Annotated in this window: 16 protein-coding genes; 11 read left to right on the top strand and 5 right to left on the bottom strand. The window is 70.0% G+C overall.

Annotation, left to right across the window (positions count from 1 at the left end):
• Both NON22_RS09110 and NON22_RS09115 read right to left on the bottom strand, forming a co-directional pair.
• The coding region (locus NON22_RS09110; RefSeq protein WP_425507965.1) for an anti-sigma factor family protein at nucleotides 1-295 on the bottom strand (295 nt) is incomplete at its 3' end.
• Complete coding sequence (locus NON22_RS09115; RefSeq protein ID WP_257386630.1) at nucleotides 292-804, bottom strand: RNA polymerase sigma factor; 513 nt, start codon at nucleotides 802-804, stop codon at nucleotides 292-294. The genes NON22_RS09110 and NON22_RS09115, both read right to left, overlap by 4 nt.
• A gap of 208 nt (nucleotides 805-1,012) precedes the next feature.
• On the opposite strand from NON22_RS09115, the gene NON22_RS09120 reads away from it, so the two are divergent.
• The 3 genes from NON22_RS09120 to NON22_RS09130 are packed head-to-tail and all read left to right on the top strand — an operon-like array spanning nucleotide 1,013 to nucleotide 2,946.
• The gene (locus NON22_RS09120; protein ID WP_257386631.1) at nucleotides 1,013-2,059 is read left to right on the top strand and encodes a catalase family peroxidase; all 1,047 of its coding nucleotides are present in this window, start codon (nucleotides 1,013-1,015) and stop codon (nucleotides 2,057-2,059) included.
• Nucleotides 2,056-2,646 (top strand): cytochrome b, encoded by a 591-nt coding sequence (locus NON22_RS09125; protein WP_257386618.1) that lies wholly within the window; start codon nucleotides 2,056-2,058, stop codon nucleotides 2,644-2,646. The genes NON22_RS09120 and NON22_RS09125 overlap by 4 nt, the downstream gene beginning before the upstream one ends.
• A 39-nt stretch (nucleotides 2,647-2,685) precedes the next feature.
• Nucleotides 2,686-2,946, top strand: coding sequence for a putative sulfate exporter family transporter (locus NON22_RS09130; protein WP_257386619.1), 261 nt, complete (start codon nucleotides 2,686-2,688; stop codon nucleotides 2,944-2,946).
• Nucleotides 2,947-2,987: 41 nt separating this feature from the next.
• Here the strand turns inward: NON22_RS09130 and NON22_RS09135 are convergent, their stop codons facing one another.
• The gene (locus NON22_RS09135) at nucleotides 2,988-4,106 is read right to left on the bottom strand and encodes an NAD(P)/FAD-dependent oxidoreductase (RefSeq protein ID WP_257386620.1); all 1,119 of its coding nucleotides are present in this window, start codon (nucleotides 4,104-4,106) and stop codon (nucleotides 2,988-2,990) included.
• 129 nt (nucleotides 4,107-4,235) lie between these two features.
• On the opposite strand from NON22_RS09135, the gene NON22_RS09140 reads away from it, so the two are divergent.
• From NON22_RS09140 to NON22_RS09160, 5 genes are all read left to right on the top strand, one after another.
• Nucleotides 4,236-5,102 (top strand): SPFH domain-containing protein, encoded by an 867-nt coding sequence (locus tag NON22_RS09140; RefSeq protein ID WP_257386621.1) that lies wholly within the window; start codon nucleotides 4,236-4,238, stop codon nucleotides 5,100-5,102.
• Nucleotides 5,103-5,110: 8 nt separating this feature from the next.
• Complete coding sequence (locus NON22_RS09145; RefSeq protein ID WP_257386622.1) at nucleotides 5,111-5,296, top strand: type II toxin-antitoxin system antitoxin; 186 nt, start codon at nucleotides 5,111-5,113, stop codon at nucleotides 5,294-5,296.
• Nucleotides 5,297-5,369: 73 nt separating this feature from the next.
• Nucleotides 5,370-6,116 carry a hypothetical protein gene (locus NON22_RS09150; protein WP_257386623.1) on the top strand — a complete coding sequence of 249 codons (747 nt, stop codon included), beginning with the start codon at nucleotides 5,370-5,372 and terminating at the stop codon, nucleotides 6,114-6,116.
• Entirely contained in the window at nucleotides 6,113-6,553 is a 441-nt protein-coding gene (locus tag NON22_RS09155; protein WP_257386624.1) for a hypothetical protein, read from the top strand. Before NON22_RS09150 ends, NON22_RS09155 begins: the two co-directional genes overlap by 4 nt.
• 50 nt (nucleotides 6,554-6,603) lie before the next feature.
• Nucleotides 6,604-7,188, top strand: coding sequence for a M15 family metallopeptidase (locus NON22_RS09160; protein ID WP_257386625.1), 585 nt, complete (start codon nucleotides 6,604-6,606; stop codon nucleotides 7,186-7,188).
• A 142-nt stretch (nucleotides 7,189-7,330) separates the two neighbouring features.
• Here NON22_RS09160 and NON22_RS09165 read toward each other — a convergent pair whose 3' ends face one another.
• Both NON22_RS09165 and NON22_RS09170 read right to left on the bottom strand, forming a co-directional pair.
• Entirely contained in the window at nucleotides 7,331-9,052 is a 1,722-nt protein-coding gene (locus NON22_RS09165) for a tetratricopeptide repeat-containing sulfotransferase family protein (protein ID WP_257386626.1), read from the bottom strand.
• 424 nt (nucleotides 9,053-9,476) lie between these two features.
• On the bottom strand, nucleotides 9,477-12,338 hold the full coding sequence (locus NON22_RS09170) for a penicillin acylase family protein (RefSeq protein WP_257386627.1): 2,862 nt from the start codon (nucleotides 12,336-12,338) through the stop codon (nucleotides 9,477-9,479).
• A gap of 201 nt (nucleotides 12,339-12,539) precedes the next feature.
• Here NON22_RS09170 and dnaE point away from each other — a divergent pair, with 201 nt between their 5' ends.
• From dnaE to NON22_RS09185, 3 genes are all read left to right on the top strand, one after another.
• Complete coding sequence (dnaE, locus tag NON22_RS09175; protein WP_257386628.1) at nucleotides 12,540-16,100, top strand: DNA polymerase III subunit alpha; 3,561 nt, start codon at nucleotides 12,540-12,542, stop codon at nucleotides 16,098-16,100.
• A 102-nt stretch (nucleotides 16,101-16,202) separates the two neighbouring features.
• Nucleotides 16,203-17,162: an acetyl-CoA carboxylase carboxyltransferase subunit alpha gene (locus NON22_RS09180; RefSeq protein WP_257386629.1), complete on the top strand. Its 960-nt coding sequence runs from the start codon at nucleotides 16,203-16,205 to the stop codon at nucleotides 17,160-17,162.
• Between the two features lie 55 nt (nucleotides 17,163-17,217).
• On the top strand, nucleotides 17,218-17,517 hold a 300-nt coding region (locus NON22_RS09185), incomplete at its 3' end, for a PP-loop family protein (RefSeq protein WP_306673723.1).

A 17,517-nucleotide genomic window follows, 5' to 3' on the forward strand; every position in this document is an offset into this window, starting at 1 on the left:
CCATGCCACCGAGGCCGAGCGCCAGCAGCCACGCCGCGGCAGCCGCCAGCCAGAGACGGCGCCGGCGCCGCAGACGGCGGCGCAGCCGGCCCGGCTGCCAGGCTGCGGCCGACGCATCGGCCCGGGGGTCCGCAAACAGCGCGCGCAGCCGTTCCGCGTCGCGTTTCCAGTCGGCGGCACGTTGCGCCTGTCGCGGATCGCGCTGCAGGCACGCCTCGACCTCGGTCCGGCGCTGCGCATCCAGGCGGCCGTCGACATAGGCATGCAGCAGGTCATCGGACAACGGATCGTTCATGGCAGCGCTCGCAGCGCCGGCGTTCCCGGCGTAGTTCCTTCACCGAGGCGACGCAGGCGTTCGCGCGCCCGCGACAGCCGCGACATCACCGTCCCCACCGGCAGGCCCAGCGCGGCGGCGGCCTCGGCATAGCTGAGCCCTTCCACGCTGATCAGCAGCAGCAGCGCGCGCTGCTCGTGCGGCAAACGCCGGAATTCCGCGAGCAGCGCCCTGCTGCCGTGGATCCGCTCCGCCGACGGCGCCGCCGTTTCCTGCTGCAGGCCGAACAGTGCACGTACGCGCTGCCAGCGCGCGGCGCGCTGGTACTCGTCGACGAACCGCCGATAGACGATGGCGAACAGCCAGGCCTGCAGATCGCCTTCCTCGCGGCGCGAATCCCAGCGGCGCAATGCGCGCTCCAGGGCCGACTGCAGCAGATCGTCGGCGCCGTCGTCGCCGGCCAGTGAACGGGCAAAGCGGTGCAGCCGGGGCAGCAGCACGCGCAAGCGTTCTTCGTCGGACTCGTCCACAGGGCAATCTCCGCTCAGCCGCCAGTATGACGAACCGCCGCCGGACTTATTCCACGCGCCCCTGCGGGAATAGATCGCCGCTCCGCCCGTCTGACGGGAGTCACGCCAGCAGGAGTCCGTCATGTCCGATACCGGTCCCATCGATGTTTCGCCACCGGCCGCCGCTGCGCCCGAGGCCGCGTCCGCCAGACCGCCGCGGCGTTACCGGCTGCTGCCGCTCGCGGCGATCGGCACCGTCGCGCTGTCCCTGGCCGGCGCTTTCGCCTGGAGCGCCGGCTGGATCGGCGGGCGCCTGACTGCCCAGCGGCTGGTCGACGCCATCGAGGCCGCCGGTCCGCCGCACCCCGGGTTCCGCCGCGCCCACAGCAAGGGCGTATGCGTCAGCGGCTCGTTCCGTAGCAGCGGCGAGGCCGTCGCGCTGTCCAGCGCACGCGTGTTCGCCCAGCCGCGGACGCCGGTGATGGGCCGGCTCTCGATCGCCGGCGCCGATCCGCACGCCGCCGAGGCCCAGGCGCGGGTGCGCAGCATCGCCCTGCTGCTGCAGACCGATGACGGCCAGCAATGGCGCACGGCCATGAACAGCTTTCCGTTTTTCCCGGTCGCCACGCCGGCCGGCTTTCTGGCCCAGACCCTGGCCGCGCGGCCCGATCCGGCCACCGGCAAACCCGACCCGGCACGCCAGGCGGCGTTTCTCCGGCAATACCCGGAAGCGGCCCGGTTCCAGGAATGGGCGCGCCAGGCTCCGTGGTCCGACAGCTGGGCCAACACCGTCTACAACGGCGTGAATGCATTCCGCGTCACGGCTGCCGACGGCCGCACACGCCATGTGCGCTGGTCGCTGCGCCCGCAAGCCCCTTTCGCGCCGCTGGACGCAGAACGGCGCAGCCGGGCCGAAGCGGATTTCCTGGCGCAGGACCTGCGCGCGCGGCTGGCCCGGGGGCCGCTGCGCTGGGATCTCGTGCTGACCATCGCCGAACCCGGCGACGCGGTGAACGATGCGTCGCAGCCGTGGCCGGAATCGCGCCGGCAGGTCCTGGCCGGCACCTTGGAACTCACCGGCAGCGAGCCTCAGGCCAGCGGCCGCTGCCGCGACGTCAACTTCGATCCTCTGATTCTTCCGCAAGGCATCGCGCCATCGGACGACCCCATCCTGCTGGCCCGCTCGGCGGCGTATTCGCAGTCGTTCAACCGGCGCGAACGCGAGATCGCGTTCGGCGCGGCCGCCGAGGCCGGCGGCAAGGAGACCACGCCATGAGCGCCAACCGGCATTTCAATGCGCTCGCGCGCGGCCTGCACTGGCTGATGGCCGTGCTGATCCTCGCCATGCTTTTCATCGGCGCCGGCATGGTGGCGTCGCTGCAGGCACGCCCCTGGTTGATCGCGCTTCACCGTCCGCTGGGCCTGGCGATACTGCTGCTGGCCCTGCTGCGGCTGGGCAACCGCCTGCGGCACGCCCCGCCGCCGCTGCCTGCCGACCTGCCGCGCTGGCAGGCCATCGCCGCACGCGCTTCCCACGTCGTGCTGTACGCGCTGATGCTGGTGCTTCCGGTGCTGGGCTGGGCCGTGCTGTCGGCGGGCGGCTATCCGGTGACGCTGTTCGGCGACGTGCAGCTTCCGGCCCTGGTTCCGGCGGATGCGACGCTGTACGCGCTGCTGCGCCTGGCCCACGGCTGGCTGGCCCGCCTGCTGTTCCTGGTCGTGCTCGCCCACCTGTCGGCTGCGCTGTTCCACGCCTGGGTACGCCGCGACGGCGTGTTCGCGAGCATGGCCCGCGGGCCGCGCGCCGCACCACCGCCGGCCGTCGATGCGGCGGTCGCAACCGCACCCGTCGCCGGCGACTGAAGCCGGCGCGGCCGGACGCCGCGCGCAACGAAACCGGTCGTGCCATGGTTCGCCGTCGCGTTCGTGGGCGTCGTGATCGTCCATTCACTGGCGCCGCTGCCGGGCCGGGCGGTCGACACGAGCAATGCGATCGACCTGCTGTTGCTTTGCATGGCCATGACCGCGCCGGGGCTGACGACGCGCCTTTCCGCGATCCGCTGCGCCGGTCCCAAGCCGCTGCTGCTGGCTTTCCTGCTGTTCGTCCGGCTCGTTGTCGGCGGAGCCGCCATCGATACGGCCGTCCGCCGGCTGCTCGGCTGAATCGGCCAGCGCCTGCCGGCTGTCCCGCTGTTGCAGCCCGTTCACGCCAGCCATTCGCCGAGCGCCGTGCGCTCGCCGAGCGCGAGCTGCGCGAGCGCACGGCCGCAGAGCGCGCCGAAGACGTTGCCGGTGCCGTCGTAGGCGCCGGTCGCATAGACCCCCGGCGCGACGGCGCCGAAGACCGGCAGGCCGCGCCGCGTGAACGCGACCTGGGCCGACCAGCGGTGCGTGACCGGCGCCGTGCTGCCGAGACGCTCGCGCAGCAGCCGTTCGAGATGCGCCTGTACGGCCGTCGACACGCCGTCGGCCTGCCATTCCGCGTCGCCGCCGATGTCGCGGCCGCCGCCGAGCGCGATGCGGCCGTCCGCACGCTGCAGCCAGTAGTCGTGGCCGTCGCGGTAGTAGACCGGCCGCGCGAGCCGCAGCGCCGGATCGGCGGCCGTCGCGAGCATCTGCAGGCGCGCCGAGCGGACTTCGCCGGCGCACTGCGGCAGCAGGCGTTCGAGGCCGCCGTCGACGGCGACGAGCACGATGTCGGCGCGCACGCGGCCGGCCCGCGTCGCGACGAGGCTTTCCGATATTTCTTCCACAAAGCAATTTCCATACAACGCAACGCCGTCGCGGCGCAGCGCCGCCGCCTGCTCATGCCAGTAGCGCGCCGGATCGAAGCAGCCGTCCTCGCCGAACAGCACGCCGCGGCCTTCGGCGCCGTCGTAGCTTTCGGCCGGCAGGCCGTCGCGCCGCATGAGCTCGATCTGCCGCGCGCAGTCGTCGAGTTCGCGCGCGTCGGCGGCGATGCGCAGCGACCCGGTGCGCCGGCACGACGCCGGCGCCTCGGCATAGCGGCGGGCGAGCTCCCGGCGGGTCAGTTCGTAGATGCCTAGCGCGCGCTCGCGGCCGAAGCGCGCGACGGCCTGCGGATAGAACTGCGCCTGCCCGGCGAGCAGGAAGCCGCCGTTGGCGCCGGCCGCGCCGGCGGCGATGCCGCCGCGGTCCAGGCCTATGCAATCCAGCCCTGCGCGGCGGAACTGCTGCAGCGCGCCGAGCCCGCTGCCGCCGAGCCCGACGACGCAGACCTGCGCGCGGCAGTCGCCCGGCAGCGACGGCAGGGCCAGGTCGAGACCCTCGCGCCAGATCGATTCCGCCACTGCGTCCTGCATGCGCCCTGCCCCGTCCGGCCAACGGCCGATGGTAGCCGCTGTCCGCCTTGCTGCGCTTTTTGCTGCGCCGCGGCTTGAGGAGGTAGATATCAAATTGATATCGTTTCCTCACACCAACGGAGCGCCGCCATGAACGAAACCCAAGCCTGGTCCCTGCCCGGAATCCCGACCCTGCTCGTCCTGTTCGCCGGCTTCGCGGTCGCGATCGCCCTGTTCGTCAGCGGCGCCAATTCGCACGCGCCGAGCGGGCCGCTGGCCGGAATGCTGCTGTTCGGCCTGATCGCGTTCCTGACCAAGGGCTTCTTCCAGGTGCAGCCCAACCAGGGCAAAGTCGTACAGCTGTTCGGCCGCTATTCCGGCACCGTGCGCGACGAAGGCCTGCGCTGGACCAACCCGTTCTACAGCAAGCGCAGCGTGTCGCTGCGCGTGCGCAACTTCGAATCGTCCAAGCTCAAGGTCAACGACAACGACGGCAATCCGATCGAGATCGCCGCCGTCGTGGTCTGGCAGGTCGTCGACACCGCCGAAGCGGTGTTCCAGGTCGACGACTACGAGAACTTCGTGCAGATCCAGTCCGAGGCGGCGCTGCGCCAGATGGCGACGAGCTATCCGTACGATTCGCACGACAGCGGCGCGCCGAGCCTGCGCAGCCACGGCAAGGAAGTGAACCAGCACCTGCGCGACGAGATCCAGGAACGCCTCGGCAAGGCCGGCGTCGATGTCGTCGAGGCGCGCATCACGCACCTGGCCTATGCCCAGGAAATCGCCCAGGCCATGCTGCAGCGCCAGCAGGCCGGCGCGATCATCGCCGCGCGCGCACGCATCGTCGAAGGCGCCGTCAGCATGGTCGAGATGGCGCTGGAACAGCTCAGCACGCGCGGCGTCGTCACGCTCGACGAGGAGCGCAAGGCGGCGATGGTGTCCAACCTGCTCGTCGTGCTCTGCGGCGAACGCGCGACCCAGCCCGTCGTCAACGCCGGCACGCTGCACCACTGACGGCCGCCGTGAGCGAAAAGAAAGCCTATCCGCTGCGCATCAACGCCGCCGTGCTCGCGGCCATGCAGACCTGGGCCGACGACGAGCTGCGCTCGCTGAACGCCCAGATCGAATACGTGCTGCGCGAGGCGCTGCGCAAGAGCGGTCGGCTCAAGCCCCGCGCCGAGGCTCTGCAACGGAAAAACGAGCTTTAACGCCCTGTTAACTCCTTGCCGGGCCCGGCAGGCATAATTTTCGATATACGCGGTCGAGTCTCAGGGGACAGCCATGTATCGATGGAACAGGACCGGGGCGCCGCTGCTCGGCGTCGCGCTGATCAGCCTCGCGTCGACTACGGCGGCACAGAACTGTGTGCGGCCCGACGGTTTCGGCGAACCCCTGGGCGGCTACACCGCAACGGCTGCCTGGGAGGGCAATGCCGGCGAAGCCTGCACGCTGCGCGCGGAATTCCTCGCCGGCTCCGCAGCGGATCAGGTATCGGCCGCATTCGTGACGCACCCGTTCCCCGGAGGAGCCCAGCAGGTGCGGCTACGCTTCACGCTCGACTACGACAATCAGATCGCGCTCAACAGCGTGCTCCAGCAAGCGCCCGTGGCAACGATAACCGGCACAACGTACGCGCCTCCCAGCGCCAGGCTGCTGTACGCCTTTCTGAACGGCTCCGGCGGCACTCCCAAGCTCACGCTCGTCCATCCCGACCCGGCTTCGCCGCCTTCCGGCAGTCAGGCGACCACCATCAGCCTGACCGGCAGCACGGTGCATGTCGGCCTGGACCTCCAACTCGGCGTCAACGGCTATATCCGCTACTGGATCGATTCGGATTTCAGCAATCCGCCGACCGGCCGCATTCCTGCCGCGGGCCACATGGACCTGAGCGCGCGCGGCCCGGCCGCAGGGGTCGTTCTTGGGGTCTTTTCCGCCTCGTCGCGCTTCCGCGAGCTCTACAACGGTATGGACATCGTGTTCCGCGATATCGCCGTGACCGATTATCTGTTGCGGAGCGATTTCGAATGAAGCCGACCTCGTTGCTGCGATCCGTCCTCGCCATGACGCTGTCGCTAGTCGCCACCGACGTCCTCGCGCAGGTCGGCGTCCGCACGGGTACGACCTGTGGCCAGCCCTCAAACGTGAACGATCTGAGCTTCGGCGCTTATCTGTTGCCGGGGCCGGACGTGGTCTATACGGTCTCTGTGCCTTATCCGAGCGCCTCTGGAGCCATTCTGCGCTCCGTCAATGCGGACGACGTTCTCGCGCTTGCGATCTGCAGCGAACCGCCGTCGCCGACGGCACACTGCGTCGCCGCAACCGCTGCCGCAGGACAATCCGCGATGCTTCAATTCGCGTTGCTGGGCCCCCTGGCCGGGGGCACGCGCTGGGTCGTGGTCGACTCCACGAATTCCGGCGTGTGCGGCAGCCATAGCGTGACGATCACGGGGCCGCTCGACGACTGAACCTGCGGCGGTATTGGCCCGATGGCGCCATCTGTTGAGACAATCCGGGTATGGACCGTCCTTCCAGTACCGATCATCCGGCGCCGACCACAGCCACGCGCGCGCTCGTGCGCGAGCTGCTCGCGCAGGCGCGCAATCTCGGCGTGCCGGCCGACTACGGCCGCAGCCGCGGTCTGCGCCGCGTCGCCGAACCGGCCCGGCTCGCCTTCGTCGGCCACGACATCCATGCGCGCCCGCAGTGGCTGGCGCCGCGCGCGGCCCGGGCCTGGCTGCGGATGCGCCAGGCCGCCGCGATCGGGCAGGTCGAGCTGCAGCTGGTCTCCGCGTTCCGCTCGATCGAGTACCAGGTCGGCATCATCGAACGCAAGCTCGCGCGCGGCCAGGACATGGCGCAGATCCTCGAAGTCAGCGCCGCGCCCGGCTACAGCGAACACCACAGCGGCCGCGCGATCGACCTCACCACGCCGGGCTTCGCCGCGCTCGAGGAGGAGTTCGAACAGTCACCGGCGTTCCGCTGGCTGACCCACAACGCGGCAACGTTCGGCTTCGCGCTGTCGTTCCCGCGCGGCAACCGCCGCCGCATCGCCTACGAACCCTGGCATTGGTGCTGGCACGCCGCGCCCCCGCGACGCTGACGGGACGACGCCGATGGCGCCGAGCGGACGGCGACTACCGCCTTCGCCGGACGGCTCTCCCGCAAGGGCAGGCTCCGCACTGCCTGCCGAGGCGTTGAATTTTTGCCGCGGCAACACGCGGCCACGCAACCAGGGCAGCGCCCTACTTCGTGCCGCGATCCGCGCGCGGCGCGCCGGCGCCCACATCCACACCGAGCTTTTCCATCTCCGGCAGCAGCGGCGCATACGCCTTCCAGCGGCCGACCGAGCTCGCGTAGACGTTCTGGCGCGCCTGCCAGACGCTGGCCGTCGCGATCGCGTCGCGCGGCGCGGCGCGGCGCGGCGTCTTCTCGGCGGACTTGTCCGGAACAGATTTGTCCGACACCGGCTTGTCCGCAGCCGGCTTGTCGGCCGCCGGCAGCGGCGGCAGGCCGAGGAACGTGAACAGGCGCTTGAGGTCGGCCGCGGTGTTGGCGACGAGGCTTTCGTAGTCGAGCTCGAGCACGCGCAGCGGCAGCACCTTGCGCCAGTGCTCCATCAGGGTCTGATAGCCGCGCGCGTAGTCGCCGATGTCGCCGAAGTCGTAGGCCCAGTTCATGTCGTCGTGGGCGAAATGCTGGCTCCAGAGCGACAGCGCGGTGTCGCGCAGGTCGCGCCGGCAATGGATGATGCGCGCATTCGGGAACATCGCCGCGATCAGGCCGAGATGGCGGAAATTCAGCGGGTTCTTGTCGACGTAGCAGCGCGCAGGCGCATCGTCCTGGCGCAGCTGGCTGCGGTACAGATGCGCGGCGGTCGACAGCGCGCCGGACGCGGGCTCGGGACCGAGCTGGGCGGCGAGCGCGGCGATCCAGTTCAGCTCACTGCGGTTGCGCACGTCCGGATGCTTGCCGAGCTGGCTCGCCACGAGGGTCGTGCCCGAACGCGGCAGGCCGACGATGAACACCGGCACGACGCGTTCGTCCACCGGCAACGGCAGCGGCACGCGCGCGCGCAGTTGCCGCTCGACGAAACGCTGCCAGCCGCGCAGATCCCACGGAAACGCCGCTCGCGACTCGGCATTGGCCTTGCGCAGCACCTGCGCCGCGCGCGCGCGCTCGCCGAGATCGTCATAGACCTTGCCGAGGCCGAAGGCCGCGCACAGCGAGGCCGCTTCGGCGAGATCGCTGCGCGTCTGCGCCTGTTCGAGCAGCACGAGGTCGGGATCGTCGGCGCGCGTGAACTTGTGCGTATGCGCCAGGCGCAGCCAGGCGGCGGCCTGGCGCGGATCGAGCTCGGCGGCCAGGCGCAGACGCCGGCGTGCCGAGCCGAAGCGGCCGAGCACGAGCGAGATCTCGCCGGTGATGGCCAGCAGTTCCGCATCGCGCGGATTCGCGTCGAGGATGTCCTGGGAAATCTCCTCGGCCTCGGCGTGGCGCTGGCATTCCTGCAGGAAGCGCAACGTGCGTATGTCGCCCATGCGCGTGCGCGGGTGGCGGCCCCAGAGCGCGAGCACGGTCTCGCTCGCGGCGGCCAGGCGGCCCTGCTCGCGCAGCATGAAGGCCAGCGCGAGCGGCGCGTCCGCATGGGTGGGTTCGGCCGCGATGACTTCGCGGAACATCTGCTCGGCCTCGCGCACGTGGCCGCTCAGGCGCAGCGCGATGCCGTAGAGGTAGCGCAGCGTCGTCGACGAGGCCCAGCGGTTGAGTCCCGCTTCGAGCACGAGACCGGCCGGCACGGCGAGGTTGCCGCGCAGCAGCTCCTCGGCGCTCTGTATCCACTGCTGTATACCGGCCTTGCCGACGTCGAGGCGGCCGAGGAACTGCTGTATCGCCGGCCCGAGCTGGCCCTGGCCTATGCCGCGCCGCAGGTCCGCCATGGCGACGGCATATTGTTCGGAACTCAAACTCATGCGTTCTGGAATGCTCGGACGGCCACACGGCGGTGCGGCCCGGACGCGCATTATCGTCGCCCACCCACCCCGCACAAGCGCCGGACGTCGCGATTCGGGCGCGACGCAACACGGAGACGGCGGCGGCGGCGGCTGCCGCAGCCGTGGCCGAGGGCTGCCCGGCGACGGGTGAGCATCGGGTGCTGCCAATGCAAAGCCCTTTCCCCTGAGCGCACACGCGCTTGGACGAGAGGGTCGGGAGAGAAGCAGAACCGTCGGCGAACCGGATTTTCGCCGTTCGCCGGGCGGTTGCGGTTGCCGGCGAGCACCGGCGACCGCGAGGACCTGCTTCAGGCCGGAACCGCCCCTCTCCCGCGGGAGAGGGGCGGTCTTCCTGCGATCGCGAACGTCGACGACCGCTTGCCGCCGGCCGGCGCGCCTACGGCACGAAGTCCTGCACGCTCGTCGACACGGCCGCGGCAGCGGTGATGTTGATCGGCAGCGCATGGTAGTTGTTCGTGAGCCAGCGGCCGAGCTGGCTCGCGTACAGCGGCGTGCCGAGCACGGCGCTCTGGCCGCCCGGAATGATTTCGTCGGCGCTGATCGGCGTGCTCATCTCGCCGACGAAGCGCCGCGCCGGGCCGCTCGAGAACATGAACTCGTTGACGCCGTTCGCACGCGTGCTGTGGCTCGACGCATCGACCGCGTCGAAGCCGCCCGAGCGCGGCACGCCCGGCAAGGTGGCCGAGTAGCTCGTGAAGCCGTACGGGTTCGCGCCCGGCAGGTTGAACGGTCCGCCGAGCGGATGCGCGAACACGATGCGGTGCAGCTTGCCCCAGCGGTAGTCGCTCAACGTCGTCGAGCCGGCGAACGCCGCGGCGAAGTCGGCGCTCGCGAAGCGCGCGAGACCGTCCTGCATGCTCTTGAGCAGCACGTAGTCGCGCGCGTCCTCGGGGGTCGGCGGCGTGCCGACGCTGGCCGGCACGTTGAAGAAGCTCAGGCCCGAAGCGCCCTTGCCGCGCAGCACGCTGAACGCGTCGAGCAGGAACTTGAAGCCGGCGTATGCGTCGGCGCTGCCCGGCAGCGCCGCGCCGAGACCGACCTTGCCGACGGTCGCGTCGACGGTGTTGCGTATGGCCTGCGAACGCCAGATCGCGAACAGGCTGGCCGCCACGCTCGCGTCGATCTCCGCCGCGCTCGGCTCGGCCAGCGCGCCGGGGTTGTCGCCCGGGTCGAAGCCTTCGCGCAGGCCGGTCGGCGTGCTGAAGTTCCATTGCTCGATGCGCGTGACGGCGGCCGACACGTTGGCGTCGTTGCCGAGTGCCGCCAGCGGCGCCCAGGCGCCGGCGGCCTTGGCGCGATGCAGCGCGTTCACCAGGTGCGGCGACACGAGCTCGGCGTCCATGAGCTGATTGTTGGCCTGCAGGTTCTTCATGTCGGCGACCGAGACTTTCTGGCCGCTCGCGACGAGCGCGGCGAGCTTGCGGTCGATGCGGCCCTGGCGATAGGCCGAATACTTGAAGTTGAGGTAGTACAGACCGCCGCCCGGACGCACTTGGTTCAGCGGGTTGTTGTCGAGCGTCGTGCCGACCGGATCGTTGTTCGCGTTGGAGAACCAGCCCTTGGCCGGATTGACGACCTGCGGCATTTCCGCGGACGGCAGGATCTCGAACGGCACGGCCTGGTTCGCCTCGCGCGTCTTCAGCGGCATCCAGTCGTGCTTGAGCGTGCCCGAGCCGTCGCGGATGACCCACGGCGGACGGCCGCCGTCGGCGGTGTTCAAGGTCTGCAGGTCGGTGCGCAGCGGCAGCTCGGCGCTCGTGAAGTAGCCGATGTTGCCGTCGACGTCGGCGTAGGCGAAGTTCTGCGAGCCCACGTCGAAATAGCTCAGCGCCTGCTGGAACTCGGCGAGGTTCTGCGCGCGGTTGATGCGGCGGAAGGATTCCAGCTCGCCGGTCGCACCCCAGCCGGTATAGGCCACCGACAGGCCGGTACTGCCGGCGATCTGCACGATGGGCCCGCGGTTGCGCCGCGGCACCAGCACCGTGACGGCGCCGTTGGTGTAGCCGACGCTGTTGTCGCGGACCAGGTTGTTGGCCACGCCGTCGCCGGTCTTGTTGACGTAGAAATTCTGGAACACCCATTCGACCGGCTCTTCGACGCCGTTGTGCACGGTCGCATACGGCAGGCCGTAGCTGTTCACGCGCAGGGTTTCCTGGAACACGTCGGTCACGTCGAGCGGATTCGTCGTCGTGCCCCAGCACAGCCGGTCGTTGCAGCCCTGGATCACGCCGGGCGCGCCGGCCACGGTCACGCCGGTCACGTTGATCGCCGGATCGGTCGCGTAGAGATGCTGCTCGACGAACACAGACGGCAGCGCGAGGCTCAGGTGCGGATCGTTGGACAGGATGGGCTTGCCGGTCGTCGTCAGGCTGCCGGACACGACCCATTCGTTGGAGCCGGCGCGGTTCTCGCGCGGCTGCAGGTGCGGGCCGATCAGCGGATGGTCGGCGATCTTGTCGCGGTAGGCACGGGCGAGCTCCAGGGTCGTCGCATCGAGCAGCGCCACGGCCGGGCCGGCGTCGTCGGCCTTGACGCCGCCGGCCAGCTGCGCGCCGGCGGGAGCGGTCGGCGGCGCGATCGTCACGCGATTGTCCGGCGGCGCGAGGCGGTGCGTGTCGCCGAAATACAGCGCCGTGCCATCGAAGCCCGCCGCCTGGCCGGCCTGCTGGTAGGCGCCGAGCTCCAGGGTGGTCTGGATGTCGAGGTCGAACGACAGCTGGAACGCGAGCGCCTTGCCGATGACGATGCTGTCGACCGGCGACCAGGGCTCGATCTGGCTGATTTCCAGCGCGGCATATTCGGGCGGCAGGCTGGCCGTCGTGCGCAGCCAGTAGTTCACGCCGTCGGCATAGGCCTTGAGCCAGCCGCGCGTGTCGTCGCTGGCCGCCTGCCAGGTCGCCCAGGCGGCGCGGCGCAGGCCCAGGGTGCGCGTCTGCACGTCGTTGGCGAGCGCCGGCTGGCCGAGCAGCTCGGCGATCGTGCCGCTGGCGCCGCGGCGGCTGTAGTCCATCTGGAAAAAGCGGTCGCGCGCATGCGCGTAGCCCTGCAGGAAGGCCAGGTCGTGCTCGTTCTGCGCCCGGATCAGCGGAATGCCTTCGACGCCGACGGCGATGCTCGCCGCGGCCTTGAGCTCGGGCGCCTTGATCGGCTCGGCCGCGGCAGCGCCGGACAGGATCGCGGCGACGGCAAGGGCCAGAAGACGGCGGCCGTGGCCGCACTGCGCAGTGTTCTTTGACATGAGCGGTTCTCCCTGTGGGCCGCATGCGCGATGGCCGCGGGCGGCGAACCCGCAGCGTATACGGCGGCAACCGCAGGGGCATTCGGCGCTGCAACACGAACGTTCGACTGAGGCGGGCCGAGGCGCGCCGGCGTGGCCGTCCTGTCAAGCCTTGCCGGTCGCGCGGCCTGCCCTTACGCTGCGCCGCCGGGCCGGATCCTCATGACCGCACGCTTCGTCCATCTGCATGTCCACAGCGAATACTCGCTGATCGACTCGACCATCCGCATCGGCTCGCTGGTCTCGGCCTGCGCGAAGGTGGACATGCCGGCGCTGGCCCTGACCGACCAGAGCAACCTGTTCGCGCTGGTCAAGTTCTACAAGGACGCCGAGAAGGCCGGGGTCAAGCCGATCGCCGGCGCCGACCTCTGGATCGCCAACCCGGCCGACCGCAACAAGCCCACGCGGCTGACCCTGCTCTGCCGCAACCGCGCGGGTTACATGAACCTGTCGCGCCTGCTGTCGCGTGCCTACATCGAAGGCCAGCACGGCGACTTCGCCCAGGTCGACCCGGCCTGGCTGCAAGGCCAGAGCGACGGCCTGATCGCCTTGCTCGGCCGCGACAGCGATCTCGGCCACCTGCTGCTGGCCGGTAATGCCGAGCTCGCCGCGACGCGCTGCCGGCAATGGCTCGCGCTGTTCGGCGACGGGTTGTACGTCGAGATCTGCCGCATCGGCCATGCGCAGGAAGGCGCGTTCAACGACGCGGCGCTGCGTCTCGCGGCGAGGCTGGACGTCCCGGTCGTCGCGACCAACGACGTGCGCTTCCTGCTGAAGGAGGACTTCGCCGCGCACGAGGCGCGCGTGTGCATCCACCAGGGCCGCGTGCTGGCCGATCCCAAGCGGCCGCGCGACTACACCGCCGAGCAGTACCTGAAATCGCCGCAGCAGATGGCCGAGCTGTTCGCCGATCTGCCCGAGGCCCTGCACAACAGCGTCGAGATCGCCAAGCGCTGCACGCTGGAGCTGTCGTTCGGCACCTACTACCTGCCGGCGTTCCCGGTGCCGCCGGAACACACGCTCGACACCTTCATCCGCGAGCAGGCGCGCGCGGGCCTCGCCGCGCGCCTGGCCAAGCACGGGCCGGCCGCGGGCCGCACCGTAGAGGACTATGCCGAACGCCTAGAGATCGAGGTCGACGTCATCGTCAAGATGGGCTTCCCAGGCTACTTCCTGATCGTCGCGGACTTCATCAACTGGGCCAAGCAGAACGACATTCCGGTCGGTCCGGGCCGCGGCTCGGGCGCGGGTTCGCTGGTCGCCTACAGCCTCGGCATCACCGATCTCGACCCGCTGCCCTACGACCTGCTGTTCGAGCGCTTCCTGAATCCCGAACGCGTGTCCATGCCCGACTTCGACGTCGACTTCTGCATGGACGGGCGCGACCGCGTCATCGACTACGTGGCACAGGCCTACGGCCGCGACCGCGTGAGCCAGATCATCACCTACGGCACGATGGCGGCGAAGGCCGCCGTGCGCGACTGCGGTCGCGTGCTCGGCCATCCGTACGGCTTCGTCGACGGCATCGCCAAGCTGATCCCGAACACGCTCGGCATCACGCTCGACGACGCGCTCGGCCGCTCCGACGCGGCGCGCAAGGACTCCTCGCTGGCTTCGGCCGAGCTGATCCAGCGCTACAACGAAGAGGAAGAGGTCAAGGCGCTGCTCGATCTCGCGCTGGAGCTCGAGGACCTCACGCGCAACGCCGGCAAGCACGCGGGCGGCGTAGTCATCGCGCCGACCCAGCTGACCGACTTCGCGCCGCTGTACTGCGAAGCCGGCGGCCACGGCGTCGTCACGCAGTTCGACAAGGACGACGTCGAAGCGGTCGGCCTGGTAAAGTTCGACTTTCTCGGCCTGCGCACCCTGACCATCATCGACTGGGCGGTCAAGGCGATCAACGCGCGCCGCGCGCGCCGCGATGAAGCGGCTCTGGACATCACGGCGCTGCCGCTGGACGACGTCAAGAGCTACGAGCTGTTCGCGCGCGGCGACACGGTCGCGGTGTTCCAGTTCGAATCGCGCGGCATGCGCGAGCTGCTCAAGCGCGCCAGGCCCGACCGCTTCGAGGACATCATCGCGCTCGCCGCGCTGTTCCGTCCCGGTCCGCTCGGTTCGGGCATGGACCGCGACTGGGTCGACCGCAAGCACGGCAACGCCGCCGTGACCTATCCGCATCCCTCTCTGGAGCCCGTGCTCGCGCCGACCTACGGCGTCATCGTCTACCAGGAACAAGTGATGCAGATCGCGCAGGTGCTCGCCGGCTATTCGCTCGGCGGCGCCGACCTGCTGCGCCGCGCGATGGGCAAGAAGAAGCCCGAGGAGATGGCCAAGGAGCGCACGAAGTTCGAGGCCGGCGCGGCCGCGAACGGCGTCGAGGCGCAGCTGGCCAGCTCGATCTTCGATCTCATGGAGAAGTTCGCCGAGTACGGCTTCAACAAGTCGCACTCGGCCGCCTACGCGCTGGTCGCCTACCAGACCGCCTGGCTCAAGGTGCACTACCCGGCCGAGTTCATGGCCGCAGTGATGTCCTCGGACATGGACAACACCGACAAGGTCGTGAACTTCCTCGACGAAGCGCGCACGATGGGCCTGGTGGTCAAGCCGCCCCACGTCAACGAGTCCGAATACATGTTCGAGGCGCGCGACGACGGCTCGATCCGCTACGGCATCGGCGCGATCAAGGGCGTCGGCCAGGGCGCCTGCGAGAGCATCGTGCTGGAGCGCCGCCGCGGCGGTCCCTACGTCGACCTGCTCGATTTCTGCCAGCGCGTCGACGCACAGAAGCTCAACAAGCGCGTGCTCGAGGCGCTGCTGCAGGCCGGCGCGCTCGACGGCCTCGGCGGCAAGAACCGTGCGACCCTGATGGCGCACATGCCCGAGGCGACCAAGGCCGCCGAGCAGGCGCTCAAGGACCGGCAGAGCGGCCAGGTCGACATCTTCGGCTCGAGCTTCGGCGCGACGACGCTCGTACAGATGCCGCCGGACGTGGACGAGTGGCCGCTGGAACAGTTGCTCGCCGGCGAGCGCGAGACGCTGGGCCACTACCTGTCGGGCCATCCGACCGACACCTGGAAAGCGCTGCTCGTCCAGTTGGCGACCTGCGAGATCGGCCAGATCGAGCACAAGTTCCAGCCGCCCAAGTTCAAGAAGAAGGACGACGACGGCGACAACCGTTTCCGCCGCGGCCCGGACACGCCGTGGACGATCGCCGGCCAGGTCGTCGCGCTGCGCAAGCGCGGCGACTCCATGGCCTTCGTCACCTTGGAGGACTGGAGCGGCCGCATCGAAGCCAGCTTCTTCCGCGACGCGTTCACCGAATACGGCCACCTGCTCGCGCGTGACGCGATCCTCGTGATCGAAGGCGGCCTGTCCTACGACGAGTTCTCCAACGCCAACCAGCTGCGCGCGCGCAGCGTGCTGACCCTGGAGCAGGCCTGCGAGCGCCTCGCGCGCGGCCTGCACATCGGCGTGCGCATACCGGGACCGGGCTACGTCGAGCAGCTCAAGGCCGCGCTGCTCGGCTACCGCGGCGGACAGACGCCGGTCCGCATCGAATACACCGACGCGCGCGGCGGCGGCTGCAAGCTCGACGCGGCCGCCGAATGGCGCGTGCGCGCCGGCCCGGCGCTGCTGCGCGCGCTGCGCCAGCTGCCCGGAACGACCGACGCGAACCTCGTGCTGGCCCGCGCGCAGCCCGCCGGCAACGGCGGCGGCGACTGACCGGTTCCGGATTTCCCGGCCGCCGGCGCCCCGCGATCCGGAACAACAGGCCGGGCCGCCGAGCCGCTATACTGCGCGCCTTTGTCCGTACCAGCCGCGCGAATGAATCCGAATTTCCTTGACTTTGAACAGCCTATCGCCGAACTGGAAGCCAAGATCCAGGAGCTGCGTCATGCGAGCCACGGTCAGGCGTTCAACATCGACGAGGAAATCGCGCGGCTGCGCGACAAGCTCAAGATCAAGACCGCGGAGATCTTCAAGAACCTGACCCCGTGGCAGGTGTCGCAGCTGGCCCGGCATCCGTCGCGGCCGTACACGCTGGACTACATCTCCGCGATCTGCGAAGAGTTCACCGAGCTCGCCGGCGACCGTGCCTATGCCGACGACGCGGCCATCGTCGGCGGCCTCGGCCGCATCGACGGCCGCAGCGTCGTGATCATCGGCCACCAGAAAGGCCGTGACACCAAGACCAAGATCCGGCGCAATTTCGGCATGCCGCGGCCCGAGGGCTATCGCAAGGCGCTGCGCCTCATGAAGCTGGCCGAGCGCTTCCGCCTGCCGATACTGACCTTCATCGACACGCCGGGCGCGTATCCCGGCGTCGGCGCCGAGGAGCGCGGCCAGTCCGAGGCGATCGCGCGCAACCTGCTGGAAATGTCCGAGCTGCGCGTGCCGGTGATCTGCACGGTGACCGGCGAAGGCGGTTCCGGCGGCGCGCTCGCGATCGGCGTCGGCGACCGCACCCTGATGCTCGAATACAGCACCTATTCGGTGATCACGCCCGAAGGCTGCGCGTCCATCCTCTGGAAGAGCGCCGAGAAGGCCAAGGACGCCGCCGAAGTCATGGGCCTGACCGCGCCGCGTCTGCTCGAGAACGGCCTCATCGACCAGATCGTGCCCGAGCCGCTCGGCGGCGCGCATCGCGATCCGCAGGGCATGGCCGACCGCCTCAAGCAGGTGCTGCTGAGCCAGATCGATGCCCTGGAGCGGCTCGATGCGGCCACACTGCTCGAGCAGCGCTACCAGCGCCTGCGCCGCTACGGTGCGTTCAAGACGGCCTGAGCGCCGCCGCCGACGCATCCCGGTCCAGTACGGCAGCTTCCGACACGATGGCCGCATGGATCGCATAACCGAAACCCTGCGCCGCGCGCTGGAAACTCTGCCGCCCGGCGCGCTCTGCGTGGGCTACAGCGGCGGACTGGATTCCAGCGTGCTGCTGCATGCGCTCGCGGCGCTGCCCGAAGCGCGCGCGCGCGGTCTGTCGGCCATCCACGTCGATCACGGCCTGCAGGACTACAGCGCCGACTGGGCGCAGCATTGCCAGCTTACCGCCGCCGGCTTGCAGCTGCCGCTGCGCGTCGTGCGCGTCGCGGTCGCGCGCGCGGGCGGCCAAGGACTCGAAGCCGCCGCGCGCGCC

This window comes from Tahibacter caeni, assembly GCF_024609805.1.
GTDB classification, from domain to species: domain Bacteria; phylum Pseudomonadota; class Gammaproteobacteria; order Xanthomonadales; family Rhodanobacteraceae; genus Tahibacter; species Tahibacter caeni.